The organism is Streptomyces phaeolivaceus (assembly GCF_009184865.1).
GTDB lineage: Bacteria > Actinomycetota > Actinomycetes > Streptomycetales > Streptomycetaceae > Streptomyces > Streptomyces phaeolivaceus.
Genome location: NZ_CP045096.1, coordinates 4,086,804 through 4,104,461 on the forward strand (window position 1 = coordinate 4,086,804; position 17,658 = coordinate 4,104,461).

The following is a 17,658-nucleotide window of genomic DNA, read 5'->3' on the forward strand; positions in this document are numbered from 1 at the left end:
TGAGTCTGGCCCCCGTGAGGGGTCCGGCGCGCTGGTGCCCAGCGCAGTCTTCTGCGGGGGAAAACCCCACCCCCGCGGGTCCGGTACGCCACCCCCCAGCGGCGTAAAGCCAGGTTAAGGACGGCAGGTGTCCCGTCTCGTCCTCCGGCGGTACGAAGCCGCCCTTAGCCGTAGTACGGAGGTACCCCTAAGGGATCTCGCCCCCTGGGAGGAGACCGTCTCGGGGTTGACCTCCGGCCCGCGGTGCGACCACCCTGCACCCTGCCGTGGCGTGAGGGTCAATGGCATGGTGGTCGGCGGCAGATAGGTGCAAGGGGAAGGCATTCGGTGGACGGCGAGCAAGTGGGCGGCGATCAGGTGGGCGGCATACGGCCCGCGACCCGCGACGCGGTACGGCCCGCCGACGGGACCGGCAGCCGAAGAGCCGTCACCGCCGCGCTGATGCTGGCCATGGGCCTGTCCGCGCTGGACTCCACGATCATCTCCACCGCCGTACCGCAGATCGTCGCCGACCTCGGCGGCTTCTCCGTCTTCTCCTGGCTCTTCTCGGGCTATCTGCTCGCCGTCACCGTCACCCTCCCCGTCTACGGCAAGCTCTCCGACACCTTCGGCCGCAAGCCGGTCCTCGTGGTGGGCGCGGCCCTGTTCCTGCTCGGCTCGCTGCTGTGCGCGCTGGCCTGGGACATGGGCTCGCTGATCGCCTTCCGTATCGTCCAGGGGCTGGGCGGCGGAGCGCTCCAGGGCACGGTCCAGACCCTGGCCGCCGATCTCTACCCCCTCAAGGAGCGCCCCAAGATCCAGTCCAAGCTGTCCACGGTGTGGGCGGTGTCGGCGGTGGCGGGCCCGGGGGTGGGCGGCGCGCTGGCCGCGTACGCGGACTGGCGGTGGATCTTCCTCATCAACCTCCCGCTGGGCGCGGCGGCGTTGTGGCTGCTGGTCCGTCATCTGCACGAGCCCGCGCGCGAGTCGACGGGCCGGCCCCGGATCGACTGGGCGGGCGCGCTGACGATCTTCGCCAGTGGCGGTGCCCTGCTGATGGCGCTGGTGCAGGGCGGGGTGGCCTGGGACTGGTTCTCCTGGCCCTCGGTCACCCTGCTCGGTACGGGAGTCGCCCTGATCGCCGTACTGGTGCTGATCGAGCGCAGGGCCGCCGAGCCGATCATCCCCGGCTGGGTGTGGCGCCGCCGCACGATCGCCGCGGTGAACCTGGCACTCGGCGCGCTCGGCCTGCTGATGGTCGCGCCCACGGTGTTCCTGGCGACCTATGCCCAGTCGGTGCTGGGCCTGGCGCCGGTGGCGGCCGGTTTCGTGGTCTCCATCTGGACGCTGAGCTGGCCGGTGTCGGCGGCCCTGAGCCAGCACGTCTACCGCCGCATCGGCTTCCGGAACACCGCGCTGATCGGCATCGGCGCGGCGGCGGCCCTCCTCTTCGCCTTCCCGTTCCTGCCCTACCCGGGTGAGGCGTGGCAGCCGATGCTGCTGATGCTCCTCCTCGGCGCCGCGCTGGGTCTCTTCCAGCTCCCGCTGATCATCGGTGTCCAGTCGTCGGTGGAGTGGGAGGAGCGCGGTACCGCCACGGCCTCCATCCTCTTCTGCCGCCAGACCGGGCAGACCCTGGGCGCGGCGGTCTTCGGCGCGGTCGCCAACGGTGTCCTCGCCTCCCGTCTCGGCGGCGCGGGCGACCTCGACGCCGTCACCCACTCCCTCGACACCGGTACCGCCGCCGAACCCGTCCGCCGCGCGGTCGCCGACGCGGTGCACGCCGTGTACCTCGGCGCGGCCTGCGCGGCGGCGGTCGCGTTCGTGGTGCTGCTGCTGGTGGCGCCCCGGAGATTTCCGGTGCTCGCCCCGGGCGGTTCCGCTGACCCTCGTTCAAAAACCTGAGTCAATCCGGGTAACACCCGAGGTCAGGGCCGGATCCTCCAAGCAAGCGCATACCGACCGATCAGTTTGTCGAAAGGCTCGCTTACCGCCGAACCCACGAGTAGCGTTCACGCCCGCCCCCCGCTCCCCGTGGTCCGCACCGGACCCGAGCCGCGCAAGGAGACAAAGGGATGACCGACGCGTTCTCGTCACCCCCGCACCGACGGCCGTACCCACCACCGCGTCAGCCGCCGTACCCACCGCGCACCTCGTCCCCGTATCCCCCGCACACCTCCTCGCCCTCGTACCGGACCTACCCCTGGGTGCCCCAGGACCCGGACCCGGACCCGGACCCGCCCGGCCCCCGCGACACCCCGCTCGGCCATCACAGCGACCTCCGGGTCCTGCGCAGCGCCTACCGCCGGCAGCGGCGGGTGGCGACACTGACGGCCCTCGGCTACTTCGTGCTGTTCCTGCCGCTGTCGGCGTTCGCCCCGTCGTTCATGACGAGCGAGGTCACCGGCGGACTCTCCACGGGCCTGCTGCTCGGTCTGCTCCAGCTACCGGTGATGTGCCTGGCCATCTGGTTGTACGAGTACACCGCGCGCCACCGGGTCGACCCACTGGCCGACCGCATACGCGAACTGGCGGCGGTGGACGCGCGGCGGAACACCCGGCGGGACGCGGGACGGGGGGCCGTGCGATGAACCCCGCCGAGTTCAGCGGGTCGGCGCAGGCCATGTCGCTCGTCGGTTTCACGGCGGTCGCCACGATCACCCTCCTCCTGTGTGTGATGACGGGCCCGGACCGGGACGACCTCGACGAGTTCTACACCGGCTACAGCTCGCTCTCCCCCATGCGCAACGGCCTCGCCATCGCGGGCGACTACATCTCCGCGGCCACGGTGCTCGGCACCGGCGGGGTGATCGCCCTCTTCGGCTACGACGGTGTCGTCCTCGCCCTCAGCACGGCCCTGTCCCTGATGCTGTTGATGTTCCTGCTGGCCGAACCCCTGCGGAACGCGGGCCGGTTCACGATGGGCGACGCGCTGACCCGGCGGATGCCCGGCCGCTGCGTCCGCATCACCGCCTGCGTCGTCACGATCGCCGCGCTGATGCCGATGATGCTGGTCCAACTCGCGGGCACCGGCGATCTGCTGGCGTTCGTCCTCGGCTTCTCCGGCGACAGCCTGAAGACCGGTGTCGTGGTCGTCGTCGGCGCGCTGATGATCGGCTACGCGGCCATCGGCGGGATGAAGGGCACCGCCCTCATCCAGATCATCAAGATCGTGATGCTGCTCGGCTCCGGCGCGCTGGTCGCCGTACTGATCCTGAACAAGTTCGACTGGAACCCCGGCGCACTGCTCGGCGCGGCGGCCGACCGGAGCGGGATCGGCGCGGGCCACCTCCGGTCGGGGCTCCAGTTCTCGGGCGGCCCGTACCCCGAACTCGACATGATCAGCGCCCAGTTGACGGTCGTCCTCGGCGGCGCCTGCCTCCCCCATGTCACCATGCGCGTGTACACGGCCAACAGCGCCCGTCAGGTACGCCGTTCACTGTCCTGGGCGGTCCCCTCCGTCGCCTTCTTCGTGCTGATCATCTCGGTGATCGGCTTCGGCGCGACGGCCCTGATCGGCCGCGAGGTGATCGCGGGGGCGGACCCGCAGGGCAACACGGCCTATCTGCTGGGCTCGATGGCCGCGTTCGGTGCGGAGGTGTCCACGACGGAGACCCTGCTCCTCACCACGGTCACCACGGCGGTCTTCCTGACCCTGCTCGCCTCCGTGGCCGGAATGATCCTCGCCTGCGCCAACTCCCTGGCCCACGACGTCTTCGCGGCGCTCGCCACCCAACCCCTCACCCCCCGCCGCGAGATGGCCCTCGCCCGGCTGTCGGCGGGCGCGGTCGGCGTCACCGCGATCGTCCTCGCGACGCTGGTCCAGCACCGCAACCTCCAGCCCCTGGTGACCCTCTCCTTCTGCCTCGGCGCCTCCGCGATCGCCCCCGCGCTGGTCTACGGCCTCTTCTGGCGCCGCTACACCCGTACGGGGCTGATGTGCACGCTCATCGGCGGCGGCCTCGCCGTACTCGTCCTGATGACCGGCACCAACCTCGTCTCCGGCTCGCCCCACGCCGCCTTCCCCCGGGCCGACTTCAACTGGTTCCCCTTCACCACGACCGGCCTCGTCTCCATCCCCCTCGGCTTCCTCGCCGGCTGGCTCGGCACGCTCGCCTCCGGCCGCACCGAGGCCACGGAGCAGCGGCGGCGGTACGAGGCTGTGGAGGGCCGGATCCTGGCGGGGGTGGCGCGGGGGAATGGGGGCGCCTGATGGGGTGGGGGTGCGGGTGCGTGGGCGACTGCGGGTCCGGTGGGGGCTGGTCGCGCAGTTCCCCGCGCCCCTAAAAGACCAGGCCCCTGCGGGCCTGAAAAGCATGGGGCGCAGCCCCTGCTTTTCAGGGGCGCGGGGAACTGCGCGAGAAGCCCCACCGGGCCCGCGCCCGACGACGCACCCGCACCGCACCCCCCACCTAATCCGTCAGCGCCGACAAGCTGTCCCGGATGCAGTCCATCTGCGCCCGCACCCCGTCCCAGCTCTCCCCGTGCTCCCGCAACACCCTCTCCGTCTCCCGAGCCACCCACTCCTCCCGCCGCCGCGCCTCGGCCAACGCCTCCTCCGCCCGCTCCTCCGCGTCGTCCCGCATCCGCGCCGCGTCCGCCTCCGCCGCCGCGAACTCCCGCTCCGCCTCGGCGAGGGCGGCCTCCGCCCGAGCCACCCGGTCGGCCTGCCCCGCGTCGAACGCGGCCTCCCGCTCCGCGACCTCCCGCTCGATCCCGGCCACCCGCTCGTCGTACTCCTTGGCGAGTTCGGCGAGCATCCCCTCGGTCCGCTCCCGCACCTCCCGCAGCGCGGCCAGCGCCTCGCCCCGCCCCTCCTTCACCCCGCGCCGGGCCTCGATCCGCAGCTCGTCGGCCTCGGCCTGGGCGGCCAGCAGCAGCTGCCGGGCCCGCTCCTCGGCCTCGTCGCGCAACCCGTCGGCGTACGCCCGCGCCGCGTCCCGCAGCCGCTGCCCGCTCTCCTCCCCCTCCTCGGTGATCCGCCGGGCATCGTCGCGCCCGCCCTCCCGGACGGCCGCGGCCTCCTCGACACCGAGGGCGAACAGATGCCTCGCGCTCTCGCCGAGCGCCTCGTACGTCTGGGGGGTCAGTCCGGCGACCGTCTCGCGCAGCCGGTCGAGGTCCGCGCCCATCTCGCGGGCCAGCACGGTCAGCCGGGCGGCCCGCTCCCACGCGGCGTCCCGGTCCCCGGAGAGCGCCGCCGCGTGGCTGTCGACCTGGTCGGGGCGGTATCCACGCCGTACGAGGTCGAACTCGAAGTCATGGGGTGCCGTCGGTGCGCTGCTCATGCTGGGCCCTCTCCGCCGGACGCACACGAAATGATGATTTCGCGCATATCTTGATGTATCGGGCAGAAGTGTTCATAACGCGACACTCCGTGCGGGGGTCACGGGAGGCGGCGGCACCCGTACGAAAAGGGGGCGCGACGGGTACGCCGCAGGGGCCCGGCCCGGTCTCGTACGAGACCGGGCCGGGCCCCTGCGGCGACGCGGCCGTCAGCCGCGGCGGATCACAGCAGTCCGTCCCACATCTGCTCCAGCAGCACCGACCACCAGCTCTCCGGCGAGGCGAGCGCCGCCGGGTCGAGGGCGGCGAGCTGGGCCTGGAAGTCGACGGTCCAGCGGCCCGCCTGCTCCTGGTTGAGGCCGAAGCGGAGCCGCCACATACGGCCGAGGAGGGCGAGGCAGCGCGCGAACTCCGGCAGCCCGGTGTTCACGAACTGCGGCGGCACGGGAGCACCGCCCGGTCCCGCCTCCACCGGTACGGCCACGATGTTCGCCGTGCCGTACTGCACACACAGCGCCTTGCCGAAGTCGCTGCCCATCACCAGGTACGAGCCCGCGTCGGCCGCCGGCTGCACCCCGCGCTCCTGGGCCAGCTCCGCCAGCGTCGGCACCGGGCGGCCCGGCTGGGCCTGCGCCCAGAAGAACGGGCCCATGTCGACGGGCAGTCCGGCGACGACGAGCGTGTGCGCCACGATCGGCGGGACGCCCTGCCGCGACACCGCCTGCTGGTCGAACCGGAACACCCCCGGTCCGAACGCCGCCGCCAGCTCCTGCCCGATCGCCTCCGGCGGGATCGGCGGCGTCGGCTGCACCGGGTGCAGCGGAGCCCGCACCGGCGCGAGCCGGGCCGGACCGTCCGCGACCTGGTGCAACTCGCCCTGGTGCGCGATGAGTTGAGCCATGCCCTGCTGCCGGCTCGCGTGGTCCTTGCCGTAGGGGGCGATGGAGGTGATGCGCGCGTTCGGCCACTGCTCGCGGATCATCCGGGCGCAGTAGGCACCCGGCAGCTCGCACGACTCCAGCTCGGTGTGCAGCTCCAGCACGGCCTCCGGCGGGATGTTCATCCCGCGCAGCTCATGGAAGATCTGCCACTCGGGGTGCGGCGTGCCCGGCTGCGAACGCCGGATCACCTGCTGCTCGGAGCCGTCCGGTGCCCGGAACCGCAGCACGGCCTGGTAGCCGGGGCCGACGGTCGGCTGCCCGGCGGGCGGCTGCGGATAGCCGTACGCCGGCGGAGCCCCCATCGGCGGCCCCGGCTGACCGGGCATCGGCTGTCCGGGCATGCCGTGCGGAGTCCCCGGCGGCATCCCGTGCGGACCGGGCGGCACACCGGGCCCGCCCGGACCACCGACCGGCGGCCCGGCCAGCATCGTCTCGGCGTGGTGCACGGGACCGGGGGCACCCGGCGGCTGCCCCGGAGCGCCGGGCGCACCCGGAGCGACCGGACCGCCGACCGCGGGCCCGGCGAGCATCGTCGCCGCATGGTGCACACCACCCGCCGGCGTACCCCCCGGCGGATTCGGCGCACCAGGGGCGCCAGGAGCACCGGGCGCGCCGGGCTGACCGGGCTGACCCGGAGCCCCGGGAGGGCCGGGCGGCAGCGGCGCACCCGGACCGCCGACCGCGGGCCCGGCCAGCATCGTCGCCGCATGGTGCACACCACCCGCCGGCGTACCCCCCGGCGGATTCGGCGCACCAGGGGCGCCAGGAGCACCGGGCGCACCGGGCGCGCCAGGCTGACCGGGAGCGCCGGGCCGGCCAGGGGCGCCGGGCGTGCCCGGGAAGCCCTCCGGCCCGTTCGGGCCGAGGGAGGAGACCAGTTGGGTCGGCACGTACCCGCCCGCCGGGGTGCCCGGCGCGCCGGGCCCGGACGGCGGCGGGGGCGTGGCGCCCGGCCGGGCGCCCGGTGTCCCCGGGGTGCCCGGCGGAGCCGGAGGCGGCGGCGCGCCCTGCCCACCGCCCCGGCGCGGAGGCGGTGCGGCCTTGCTGGTGGCGGCGTCGGCGATGTCACCGGCGTGCGGCGGCAGCGGCCGACCCGGCGGCGGGGTGCCGGGGCCCTGGGGACCCCCGGGACCCTGCGGATACCCGTACGACTGCGGCCCGCCCGGCGGCGGGGTGCCCGGACCCTGCGGACCACCGGGACCCTGCGGATAGCCGTAGGACGGCGCACCGGGCGGCGGGGTGCCGGGCCCCTGCGGACCACCGGGACCCTGCGGATACCCGTACGACTGCGGCCCGCCCGGCGGCGGGGTGCCCGGACCCGGGGGCGGCGGTTGCTGTCCCGGCTGCGCAGGGCCGCCCGGTGTGCCCGAGCCGGGGCCGGGGCCGCCCAGGGCCGGGGCCACCGTCGTACGCGGGAGCTGGCTGCCGCCGGAGATCAGCGCGGTCCTGGCCTCCGGCAGGGAGCTGTGCGGCGGGGTGTCGTCCTCCTCGCGCACCTCGGACAGCTGCGGGGCGAACACGGTCTCCGGCAGCGGCACCGAACGGTCGTCCTCGGCATCGGCGTTGGTGTCCGTACCGGCCCACGGGGTCGCCCCCGCCGGCACCGCGTCCTGTGGGTCGGCGGCCCTCGGCGGCACCGCGTCGCGCACCTCGTCCTCCGCCGACGCGGCGGCCGGCCACGGCGTGGCGTCGGCCGGTGTGGCGGGCGCCCCCTGACCGGCCGAGGGCGACTGCCCCACCGGCCCGGCCAGCGTCTCGGGCAGCGGACCACCGCCCCCGGACGCCCCGTCGGCGCCCACGAGGCCGGACCCGTCGGACGCACCGGCACCGGAGCCGGACCCGGTTCGCGCGCTCGCGCGGTGGTCCGGAATCCCCAGCTTGTCCGCCGCGTCCTGCAACCACTCCGGCGGAGTCAGCAGGAACGACGTCTGGTTCAGATCCACCCGGGCCGGAGGCGCCGGCGCGGCGGCCGGAGCCTCGTCCACGCGGCCGTACTCCTCCTCGAACCGGCGGATCACCTCGCCCACCGGCAGCGACGGCCACAGCGTGGCCTCCCCGCTGTCCCGGGCGATGACCAGCCGCTGCGCGCCACCGTCGGAACGCGGGCCGTCCACCCGGTCCTCGGCCCACACCACGAACCCGAGATCGAACTCCCGTACCCGCACCTCACGGTGCTGATAGGCCGGAAGATCCCCGTTGATCCACTCCTCGGCGCGCTCCTGCGCCTGAGCGAACGTCACCATCGAAAACTCACTCCCCCACCGTGGACGCGGCGGCGCCCTCGGCGACCGGCACGGCACGTGCGAAGCCACCGTCCACCATCAGGTTGGCCACCGTCTCCAGTTCCGGCGGATTGCCCGCCAGCCGGGACAGGAACGCGTCGAAGTCCTCACCGGCGGGCAGCAGCAGCCGCTCCACCCGCTCGGCCGGCGGCCACGACGGATCGACGTCACGGGCGTCGTCGTACGCGCAGAACCAGACCGATCCGATCCGGTCGCCCTTCGCCTTCACCGCGAGGATCCCGCCCTGCGCGAACGCGACGGCCAGATAGTCCTTGGTGAGATGGTCACGCAGGCACTTGTTGACGTACACGAGGTCGTTGACCGCGGCCTCGTCGCGCACCGTGAAGAACGGCTGGTCGACCAGCAGCCCCAACTCGGCGTCCAGCGCCGCCCCGACGGGGGCGCAGCCGCCCGCCGCCTTCAGGAACGACCGGTAGGCGCCCGGCAGCCGGTACCCGAGGTCCTCCTCGACGCCCTGCACCTGCGCCTCGGTCACCGCCACCGCCGACGACTTCGGCAGCCCGAAGTGCGCCGGCCGGGTCTCCTGCAACGGCCGCGTGCCCCGCTTGTGCTGGTCCACGCGCGCCGTCGCGATACCGCCGTGGTGCCGCAGCAGCGCCTTCACCTCGACCGGCACCAGCTCCAGCCGACGGCCGCCCGGCGCGTGATGCCACGTCCAGCCGTGCGGCGTCGCCACCGGCGGGATCGTGTCCCACAACTCGTGTCCGGTCGCCGCCAGCGCCGCGTTCGCGGACACGTAGTCCGTCAACCGCAGCTCATCGACCCCGAAGCCCTCCGGGGGATCGGCGATCTCCGCCGCGGCGCGCGCGTAGGGCGAGAAGTCCGGAAAGCCGTGCGCGTCAACACGGACACCCCTCGGATGACGCGCGGCCCGGACCGGGTCCGGAAACTGCACGACCTGCCCGGCGTAGGCCGCGTTCGGCGGCGCGGCTTGCTGCCCGAGCCGACCTGTCGTCATGGCGGTAGCCCCCTGCGGCGTTCTGTGAGACCTCTACTGGCTGCTTCTGGCTGCTTCTGGCTGCGTTGTCGCTGTGTCGCACCGCTCTCCGGCAGCAGAAAAAGCCCCGTTACGGCCTGTTCTGTCCGCCCTCGATCGCAAGACCGAACGGATCGCGGTCGTCGACAGCCTATGCGGTACGGCGGCACCGGTCACCGGGCCTCCGCTTCCGTGACCAGCCGTCACACCACCCTTACGGAACGCCGAAGAACGGGCGTGTCGTACTGCCCCAGCTTCCGCACGGGCCACGCCGTTTGGCACTCTGTGTCCGCTGGCGGGGGATGTAATAGGAGGGGATCACGACCATGAGCGCGACGCAGGCGGGACCTTCGGGCGACCCTCGCATCGGCTGGAGCACCGCGGAACAGCCGCACGCTCCCGCCCTCCTCCACCGCCGCGACGGCATCCTGCCGACCGTGGCCGCCGCCCTCTCGGTACGCGGCGAGACCCTCACCGGCACGGCCGCGCGCGGCGACCACGCGCCGCCGCTGCACCCACTGGTGCAGGAGTTCCTGGACTCCCTCGCCACCGCGCAGCGCGACCGCTTCACGGGCCGCTGCGCCGAGGCCATCCTGATCTCCCGGCACATCACGAGCGCGGACGCCGGCCGCAGCAAGCGCGCCGCCCGCAGACCCATGTCCAACGGCGAGGCGCGCAAGGTCCTCAAGCAGGCCAAGCTCACGACCCGCCACATCCGCGAGGACGGCGACCCCCTCCACGGCGCGTTCGCCCCGCCCTGCCGCTCCTGCGCGGCCCTCAGCGCCCACTTCGGCGTCCGCGTGGTGGACCCGACCCAGCAGAACTGAGCGGGGCACGGAACGCGTCCCACCACAGGACACACCCCGAACCGGACTCGAACCCGACCCGCGTTCGAACGACCCACGAACCACCGACGAACAAGGGGCAGATGCACACCGACCGCACCTCCACCACGCGCTTCTCCGTCCCGGTCGACGCCGCCCTGCGCGCCGCCGGGTGGCTGCCGGGCCGCTGGGACATAAAGCAGGCCGAGATCTGGGCCGACACCCTGCGCGGGCACATCTCCCCGGCCGGCCACCGCCACGCGGTCTTCCCGGCCGCGGTCGAGGCCTGGGCCGAGTTCGGCGGCCTCCGCCTCACCGCCCAGGGCCCCGGCCGCCGGCTCGCCCCCGCCGACCTCCACCTGGACCCGCTGCACGGCCTCCACATGGCCCGTACGCTCGGCGACCTCGGCCGCGCCCTCGACACCGAGGTCTGCCCCCTCGGCCACGAGACCGCCACCGGCTCCCTCGTCGCCATCGACTCCGAGGGCCGCGCCTACGCCCTCGACCACACCGGCGACTGGTACCTGGGCCCCAACATCGACACGGCCCTCACCACCCTCCTCGCCGGCACGACCCCAACCCGCCTGACGGCGAACTGATCCGCCGGGCACCAGCCGGGCCGTCACCCCGCCCCCCGACTGCGGGCAATCGTGCCGCTAGGGGCGATGGGGGCACCTCCCGCGCGAGCGAAGCCGAGCGTGGGGGAGGGTGGCGCAGGCGGCGCCTCGTAACCGCCGAGCGGCTGGGCCCACCCCCGCACCCCGGCCGCGCACACCGCCCTACGCCGCCGGAATCACCGCAGACACCCGGAACCCCCCGGCATCCGTGGGCCCGGACACGAAAACGCCCCCCAGCTCGGCCACCCGCTCCTTCATCCCGAGCAACCCGTTCCCCCCGCTGGGCAACCGCGCGGCCCCCGCCGCCCCCGGCTCCGGCGGCGCCCCGTTCTCCACCTGCATCGCGATCTCCGCCGCCCGATGCGCGAGCCGCACCTGCGTCTTGGCCCCCGCCGCGTGCTTGTGGACGTTCGTCAACGCCTCCTGCACCACCCGGTACGCCGTCTGCTCCACCTCGGCCGCGTACACCCGCACCTCCCCCTCCACCGACAGCTCGACGACCATCCCCGCCGCCGCCGACTGCCCCACCAGCACCTCCAGCTCGGCCAGCCGAGGCCCCTCCCCGGCCTCGTCCTCGGCCCGCGAGGCCGCCGCCGCGGCAGCGGCCCCCACCGCCGCCAGCGGCACCGGCGCCGGCCCCGACACCGAGTCCACCCGCGCCATCGAGGAGAACCCCTCCCCCGACCGCAGCACCCCGAGCATCTCCCGCAGTTCGGTCAGCGCCTGCCGCCCCATGTCCCCCACGAGCGCCGCGTTCTTCACGGCCTTCTCCGGGTCCTTCCGCGCCACGGCCTGAAGGGCCGCCGCGTGCACGACCATCAGGCTCACCCGGTGCGCGACGACGTCATGCATCTCGCGGGCGATCCGGGTCCGCTCCTCCCCCCGGGCCCACTCCGCCCGCTCCTCCGCCCGCTCCGCGAGCAACTGCAGCTCCCGCTCCAGGGAATCGGCCCGCTCCCGCAGACTCTCCATCAGCCGCCGCCGCGCCCCGACGTAGAGCCCCAGCAGCACGGGCGGCGCGGTCAGCCCGATCGCCATCGTCAACGCCAGGAACGTCGCGAACGCGTCGCCGCCGCCGACCGCCCCGTCCCCCCGCATGTCGCTCTGCGTCGCCTGCACGAACCACACGATGAACACACCGGCGAACGCCATCCCCGACAGCGCCGCGATGATCCGCCGCGGCGCCTCGGACGCCGCCAGCGTGTACAGCCCGACGAGACCCATCAGATACCCCATCTGAGCGGGCGCGACAGCGATGAAGACGAGCACCACGGCCACGGGCCACATCCGTCGCACCAGCAGCACGGACCCCGCGAGCGCCCCGAAGACGACCCCCACGCCCTCCGGCAGCGCCGCGTTCCGGGCGAAGTCCACGCCCTCCACCGCGCACTCGACTGCCGACACCAACGCCAGCCCACCGTCGAGCAGGGCCCCCCGCCACCGCTCCCACCACCACGGCCCGACCCTGTCCCCCGTCCCGGCCCCGGTGCGGTCTTCCCCCGTCGTGGTCATACACCCAAGCCTACGTTCGAGCGCCCCCGCTTTTCCGGCGAGTTTCCCGTACCGGTCCACACCACCCCGCCCCGCCGAAACGGAAGCGAATCCCCGTCCGCGCCGCCGGGAGCGCGACCTTGTACCGTCGCACGGAAGGCACCTGGTACGGCATAGTAGGAGGCGCCGCTCGACGATCCGGCCAATTGTCCGATCTGTCGAATCAGTCCCCCGTGGTGTAATTGGCAGCACCGTGGCTTTTGGTGCCATTTGTCCGGGTTCGAGTCCTGGCGGGGGAGCTGTGTCCAGTTGGGCCCTTACCCCATGAACCAGGTCAGGGCCCAACTCACATTTCCCCCTCGCAACGCCCCGGTATCCTGCGGATGACAACCCCCTCCCCATCCACAGCCGAAGGGCATCCCCGTGAGCGCAACCCGCCCGGCAGCCGTCGTCGTACTCGCAGCGGGTGAGGGCACCCGTATGAAGTCGGCCACACCGAAGGTCCTGCACAGCATCTGCGGCCGTTCGCTGGTCGGCCATGTACTCGCCGCGGCGCGCGAGTTGGACCCCGAGAACCTGGTCGTCGTCGTGGGGCACGCCCGCGAGAAGGTCACCGCGCACCTGGCCGAGGCCGACCCCGGCGTACGTACGGCCGTCCAGGCGGAGCAGAACGGCACCGGGCACGCCGTGCGCATGGGGCTGGAGGAGCTGGGCGGCGTGGTCGACGGGACCGTGGTCGACGGGACCGTGGTCGTCGTCTGCGGCGACACCCCGCTGCTCACCGGGGCGACCCTCCGGGCCCTCGCCGCCACCCACTCCGCCGACGGCAACGCCGTGACCGTGCTGACCGCCGAGGTCCCGGACGCCACCGGTTACGGCCGGATCGTGCGGGACGGCGCCTCGGGGGCCGTCACCGCCATCGTGGAGCACAAGGACGCGACGGAGTCGCAGCGCGCGATCCGTGAGATCAACTCGGGTGTCTTCGCGTTCGACGGCCAGTTGCTCTCCGACGCCCTCGGCAAGGTCAGGACCGACAACAGCCAGGGCGAGGAGTACCTCACCGACGTGCTCGGGATCCTCCGCGAGGCCGGGCACCGGGTCGGTGCCTCCGTCGCCGGTGACCACCGGGAGATCGCCGGGATCAACAACCGGGTGCAGCTCTCCGAGGCCCGCCGCGTCCTCAACGACCGGCTGCTCACCGAGGCCATGCTCGCCGGGGTGACCGTGATCGACCCCGCCACCACCTGGGTCGACGTCACCGTGACCTTCGAGCAGGACGCCGTCGTCCACCCGGGCACCCAGCTGCTCGGCGCCACGCACCTCGCCGAGGGCGCGGAGGTCGGGCCCAACTCCCGGCTGAAGGACACCAGGGTCGGCGCCGGCGCACGCCTGGACAACACCGTCGCGGACGGCGCCGAGGTGGGCCCGCAGGCGACCGTCGGACCGTACGCGTATCTGCGCCCCGGCACCCGTCTCGGTCTGAAGTCCAAGATCGGTACGTATGTCGAGACCAAGAACGCGCACATCGGCGAGGGGACGAAGGTCCCGCATCTGTCGTACGTCGGTGATGCCACCATCGGTGAGTACACCAACATCGGCGCGGCGAGCGTGTTCGTGAACTACGACGGGGAGAGCAAGCACCACACCACCGTCGGGTCGCACTGCAAGACGGGTTCGGACAACATGTTTGTGGCGCCTGTCACGGTCGGGGACGGCGCGTACACCGCCGCCGGGTCCGTGATCACGAAGGATGTACCGCCCGGTTCGCTGGCCGTGGCCCGTGGCCAGCAGCGGAATATCGAGGGTTGGGTGGCTCGTAAGCGCCCGGGGAGCGCGGCGGCCAAGGCCGCCGAGACCGCTGCCCGGGAGGACGAAAGCGAAAGCTGACCGGAAACAGGTGCGCCAAGGACGTCGTACCGTGATAAGTGCACACCCGCACCCCAGCTGAGCGAGCGGCTTCCGCCTGCCTGGCTGAGAACCTCTGAGGAGACAGTGCTGTGACCGGGATCAAGACGACCGGCGAGAAGAAGATGATGTTCTTCTCCGGCCGCGCCCACCCCGAGCTTGCCGAGGAGATCGCCCAGCAGTTGGGTGTCGGGGTCGTCCCGACGAAGGCCTTCGACTTCGCGAACGGCGAGATCTATGTCCGCTACGAGGAGTCGGCGCGCGGTGCGGACTGCTTCCTGATCCAGAGCCACACGGCTCCGATCAACAAGTGGGTCATGGAGCAACTGATCATGATCGACGCGCTGAAGCGCGCGTCGGCCCGCTCGATCACCGTCATCGTGCCGTTCTACGGTTACGCGCGACAGGACAAGAAGCACCGCGGGCGTGAACCGATCTCGGCGCGTCTGGTGGCGGACCTGATGAAGACGGCGGGCGCGGACCGGATTCTCGCGGTCGACCTGCACACGGACCAGATCCAGGGCTTCTTCGACGGCCCCGTCGATCATCTGTTCGCGCTGCCGCTGCTGGCGGACTACGTGGGCGCGAAGGTGGACCGGAACAAGCTGACGGTGGTCTCGCCGGACGCGGGCCGTGTCCGGGTGGCGGACCGCTGGTGCGACCGTCTCGGCGCGCCCCTCGCCATCGTGCACAAGCGGCGTGACAAGGACGTGGCGAACCAGGTCACCGTCCATGAGGTCGTCGGCGAGGTCGAGGGCCGGGTGTGTGTCCTGGTCGACGACATGATCGACACCGGTGGCACCATCTGCGCCGCGGCGGACGCGCTGTTCGCGCACGGCGCGGAGGACGTCATCGTGACGGCGACGCACGGTGTGCTGTCCGGCCCGGCCGCCGACCGCCTGAAGAACTCGAAGGTGAGCGAGTTCGTCTTCACGGACTCCCTCCCCACTCCGGGCGAGCTGGAGCTGGACAAGATCACGGTGCTGTCGATCGCGCCGACCATCGCGAGCGCGGTCCGTGAGGTGTTCGAGGACGGCTCGGTGACGAGCCTGTTCGACGAGCACTGACGGGTCCGTGTCCGGACGGTTCCTCTAGATCGATTTCTTGTACGGCCTTCCCGCTGCGTAAGCTGTCACAGTTGCTCGGCGAGGGAGGCCGTACCCGCGGGTACGGCGGTCCGTTATCGACGCGCTCTTCGTAGCAGGCCGATGGTTTGGCCGGGTGACCACCTTTCCCCAGTTCTACGAGGAGTGAACATGGCCGAGGTCAAGCTCGCAGCCGAGACCCGCACCGAGTTCGGCAAGGGCGCCGCCCGCCGTATCCGTCGGGCCAGCAAGGTTCCCGCCGTGGTCTACGGTCACGGTGCCGACCCGGTGCACATCACGCTGCCGGGCCACGAGCTGTCGCTCGCGCTGCGTACCCCGAACGTCCTGATCAGCCTGGACATCGAGGGCAAGACCCAGCTGGCGATCCCGAAGGCCGTGCAGCGCGACGCGATCAAGGGCTTCCTCGACCACGTCGACCTGCTCCTGGTGAAGCGTGGCGAGAAGGTCAACGTCGAGGTCTACGTCCACACCGAGGGCGACCTGGCTCCGGGTGCGTACCTGCTCGAGCACGTGCTCAGCACGCTGAACGTCGAGGCCGAGGCCACGCACATCCCCGAGTCGGTCACCGTCTCCATCGAGGGCCTGGAGGCCGGTGCCTCCATCCTGGCGAAGGACATCCCGCTGCCGAAGGGCACGACGCTGGCGACGGACGAGGACGCCGTCGTCCTCCAGGTGCTGGCCGCCCAGGCGGAGGAGCCGTCGGAGGAGTCCGCCGAGGGCGACGCGGCCGCGGAGGCCTGAGCCTCGCCGTCGCTTCGTCAGCCGCTGTTCCCGCGAGGGGCAGCGGCTGACGTACAGCGGGAGCGCGCTGTACGCGCGCTCGCTCTCCTCGCTCGCTGCGCGTATCAAGGAGACGTGACTCCGCCCACCGCTGAAGCGGCGGGCTTCCAACCCGAAGGCCGCGGTCCAGCCCGAACCGATCCCTTTGGTGATTACAGGAAGGTACCGCGGCGCTACGCGCCGTACACAGGAAGCGAGATGGACGTGACCACCCCCGCCAACGCCCCCTGGCTGATCGCCGGGCTCGGCAACCCCGGGCCCGAGTACGCGGCGAACCGGCACAACGTGGGGTTCATGGTGGCCGATCTGCTGGCCGAGCGGATCGGGGGGAGGTTCAAGCGGGCCGGAAAGGCGCAGGCGCAGATCATCGAGGGGCGGATCGGGCCGCCGGGGCCGGCCAACCGCCGGGTGATCCTGGCCAAGCCGATGTCGTACATGAATCTCTCGGGCGGGCCGGTGACGGCGCTGCGGGACTTCTACAAGGTGCCGGTGGCGAACATCGTCGCGATCCATGACGAGCTGGACATCGACTACGGCACACTGCGGCTGAAGTTCGGCGGTGGTGACAACGGTCACAACGGGCTGAAGTCGATGACGAAGGCGATGGGCGCGGACTACCACCGGGTGCGGTTCGGGATCGGTCGTCCGCCGGGCCGGATGCAGGTCGCGGACTTCGTGCTGAAGGACTTCTCCGCCACCGAGCGCAAGGAGTTGGACTACTTCGTGGACCGTGCGGCGGACGCGGTGGAGTGTCTGGTGATCGAGGGGCTGGAGCGGGCGCAGGGCACGTACAACTCCTGACCCGATACACATAAGTCCTGATTTGCTCGTTCCCCGCGCTGGCCTGCGGGAGTTGACCGACCGCTGTGCCATGGCCAATGATCCCCGCCATGCCTGCCAGCAAAGCCCCCGCTCCCCGTTCGCGGCGCCGTGCGCGCCCGAGCGGCGGCGGTGCGTCGACCGCGCTGCGGTACGGGCGGCTGGGGGCCATGGGCGCGATCGCGCTGCTGATCCTGATCGCCGGGGTGTGGGGTTCCTGGGGCTGCGCGCAGCACGTGATGCTCAGCAAGGGGCGCGAGCAGGGCACGATCACGGTGTCCCGGTGCGAGGACGAGACCTGCTGGGGGCCGTACGAGCCGGTGTCCACGGGGTCGCGGGCCCGGGAGCGCGTCGACATCGAGCGGTCGGTGGCGGTGGAGACGGGACAGACGTACAGCGTGGTCGTGAAGCCGGGCAGCAGCGATGTCGTCCGGACGGGGCCGGCGGGGCTGCTGCACGCGTGGGTGCCGCTCGGTGGGGCCCTGTTGTTGGCGGCGGTGGTCGTGGCCGGCGGCCTGCGGATGGTCCGCTCGGCGTGGGTACTGGGCGGGCTGGGGGTCGTGCTGATCACGGCGGCGTGGGTGGCGCTCTGAGGGTTCGTTCTCGACTGACGGCCCACCGGACCCGCACC

General features: G+C 72.6%; 14 protein-coding genes and 1 tRNA gene. 11 read left to right on the forward strand and 4 right to left on the reverse strand.

Going from position 1 to position 17,658, the window contains the following annotated elements; translation table 11 throughout:
• Positions 1 to 357 precede the first annotated feature (357 nt).
• The 3 genes from F9278_RS19080 (at position 358) to F9278_RS19090 (ending at position 4,192) form a co-directional block, all read left to right on the forward strand.
• Positions 358 to 1,884: an MFS transporter gene (locus F9278_RS19080; RefSeq protein ID WP_193242008.1), complete on the forward strand. Its 1,527-nt coding sequence runs from the start codon at positions 358 to 360 to the stop codon at positions 1,882 to 1,884.
• Positions 1,885 to 2,054: 170 nt separating this feature from the next.
• Positions 2,055 to 2,570: a DUF485 domain-containing protein gene (locus F9278_RS19085; RefSeq protein WP_152169439.1), complete on the forward strand. Its 516-nt coding sequence runs from the start codon at positions 2,055 to 2,057 to the stop codon at positions 2,568 to 2,570.
• Positions 2,567 to 4,192 carry a sodium/solute symporter gene (locus tag F9278_RS19090; RefSeq protein WP_152169440.1) on the forward strand — a complete coding sequence of 542 codons (1,626 nt, stop codon included), beginning with the start codon at positions 2,567 to 2,569 and terminating at the stop codon, positions 4,190 to 4,192. Before F9278_RS19085 ends, F9278_RS19090 begins: the two co-directional genes overlap by 4 nt.
• Before the next feature lie 199 nt (positions 4,193 to 4,391).
• On the opposite strand, the gene F9278_RS19095 is transcribed toward F9278_RS19090, so the two are convergent.
• The 3 genes from F9278_RS19095 to F9278_RS19105 all read right to left on the reverse strand — a co-directional run bounded on the left by F9278_RS19095 (position 4,392) and on the right by F9278_RS19105 (position 9,467).
• Positions 4,392 to 5,267: a cellulose-binding protein gene (locus tag F9278_RS19095; protein WP_152169441.1), complete on the reverse strand. Its 876-nt coding sequence runs from the start codon at positions 5,265 to 5,267 to the stop codon at positions 4,392 to 4,394.
• A 221-nt stretch (positions 5,268 to 5,488) separates the two neighbouring features.
• Positions 5,489 to 8,449 (reverse strand): SUKH-4 family immunity protein, encoded by a 2,961-nt coding sequence (locus F9278_RS19100; RefSeq protein WP_152169442.1) that lies wholly within the window; start codon positions 8,447 to 8,449, stop codon positions 5,489 to 5,491.
• A 7-nt stretch (positions 8,450 to 8,456) separates the two neighbouring features.
• The gene (locus tag F9278_RS19105; RefSeq protein ID WP_152169443.1) at positions 8,457 to 9,467 is read right to left on the reverse strand and encodes an SMI1/KNR4 family protein; all 1,011 of its coding nucleotides are present in this window, start codon (positions 9,465 to 9,467) and stop codon (positions 8,457 to 8,459) included.
• 344 nt (positions 9,468 to 9,811) lie between these two features.
• Here F9278_RS19105 and F9278_RS19110 point away from each other — a divergent pair, with 344 nt between their 5' ends.
• Positions 9,812 to 10,312, forward strand: coding sequence for a YwqJ-related putative deaminase (locus F9278_RS19110; RefSeq protein ID WP_152169444.1), 501 nt, complete (start codon positions 9,812 to 9,814; stop codon positions 10,310 to 10,312).
• A gap of 101 nt (positions 10,313 to 10,413) precedes the next feature.
• Positions 10,414 to 10,908 (forward strand): SUKH-3 domain-containing protein, encoded by a 495-nt coding sequence (locus F9278_RS19115; protein WP_152169445.1) that lies wholly within the window; start codon positions 10,414 to 10,416, stop codon positions 10,906 to 10,908.
• Between the two features lie 180 nt (positions 10,909 to 11,088).
• Here the strand turns inward: F9278_RS19115 and F9278_RS19120 are convergent, their stop codons facing one another.
• Entirely contained in the window at positions 11,089 to 12,438 is a 1,350-nt protein-coding gene (locus F9278_RS19120) for a sensor histidine kinase (RefSeq protein WP_152169446.1), read from the reverse strand.
• Between the two features lie 206 nt (positions 12,439 to 12,644).
• Here F9278_RS19120 and F9278_RS19125 point away from each other — a divergent pair.
• The 6 genes from F9278_RS19125 to F9278_RS19150 all read left to right on the forward strand — a co-directional run bounded on the left by F9278_RS19125 (position 12,645) and on the right by F9278_RS19150 (position 17,620).
• Positions 12,645 to 12,716 (forward strand) — tRNA-Gln (locus tag F9278_RS19125).
• A 124-nt stretch (positions 12,717 to 12,840) separates the two neighbouring features.
• Positions 12,841 to 14,304, forward strand: a complete 1,464-nt coding sequence (glmU, locus tag F9278_RS19130) for a bifunctional UDP-N-acetylglucosamine diphosphorylase/glucosamine-1-phosphate N-acetyltransferase GlmU (protein WP_152169447.1) — start codon at positions 12,841 to 12,843, stop codon at positions 14,302 to 14,304.
• 110 nt (positions 14,305 to 14,414) lie between these two features.
• Positions 14,415 to 15,389 carry a ribose-phosphate diphosphokinase gene (locus F9278_RS19135; protein ID WP_086759025.1) on the forward strand — a complete coding sequence of 325 codons (975 nt, stop codon included), beginning with the start codon at positions 14,415 to 14,417 and terminating at the stop codon, positions 15,387 to 15,389.
• A 189-nt stretch (positions 15,390 to 15,578) separates the two neighbouring features.
• A complete protein-coding gene (locus F9278_RS19140) occupies positions 15,579 to 16,169 on the forward strand; it encodes a 50S ribosomal protein L25/general stress protein Ctc (protein ID WP_152169448.1) in 591 nt (196 codons plus the stop codon).
• A gap of 237 nt (positions 16,170 to 16,406) precedes the next feature.
• Positions 16,407 to 17,009, forward strand: coding sequence for an aminoacyl-tRNA hydrolase (gene pth, locus F9278_RS19145; RefSeq protein WP_152169449.1), 603 nt, complete (start codon positions 16,407 to 16,409; stop codon positions 17,007 to 17,009).
• Positions 17,010 to 17,098: 89 nt separating this feature from the next.
• Entirely contained in the window at positions 17,099 to 17,620 is a 522-nt protein-coding gene (locus F9278_RS19150; RefSeq protein ID WP_226966811.1) for a hypothetical protein, read from the forward strand.
• Positions 17,621 to 17,658: the final 38 nt, after the last annotated feature.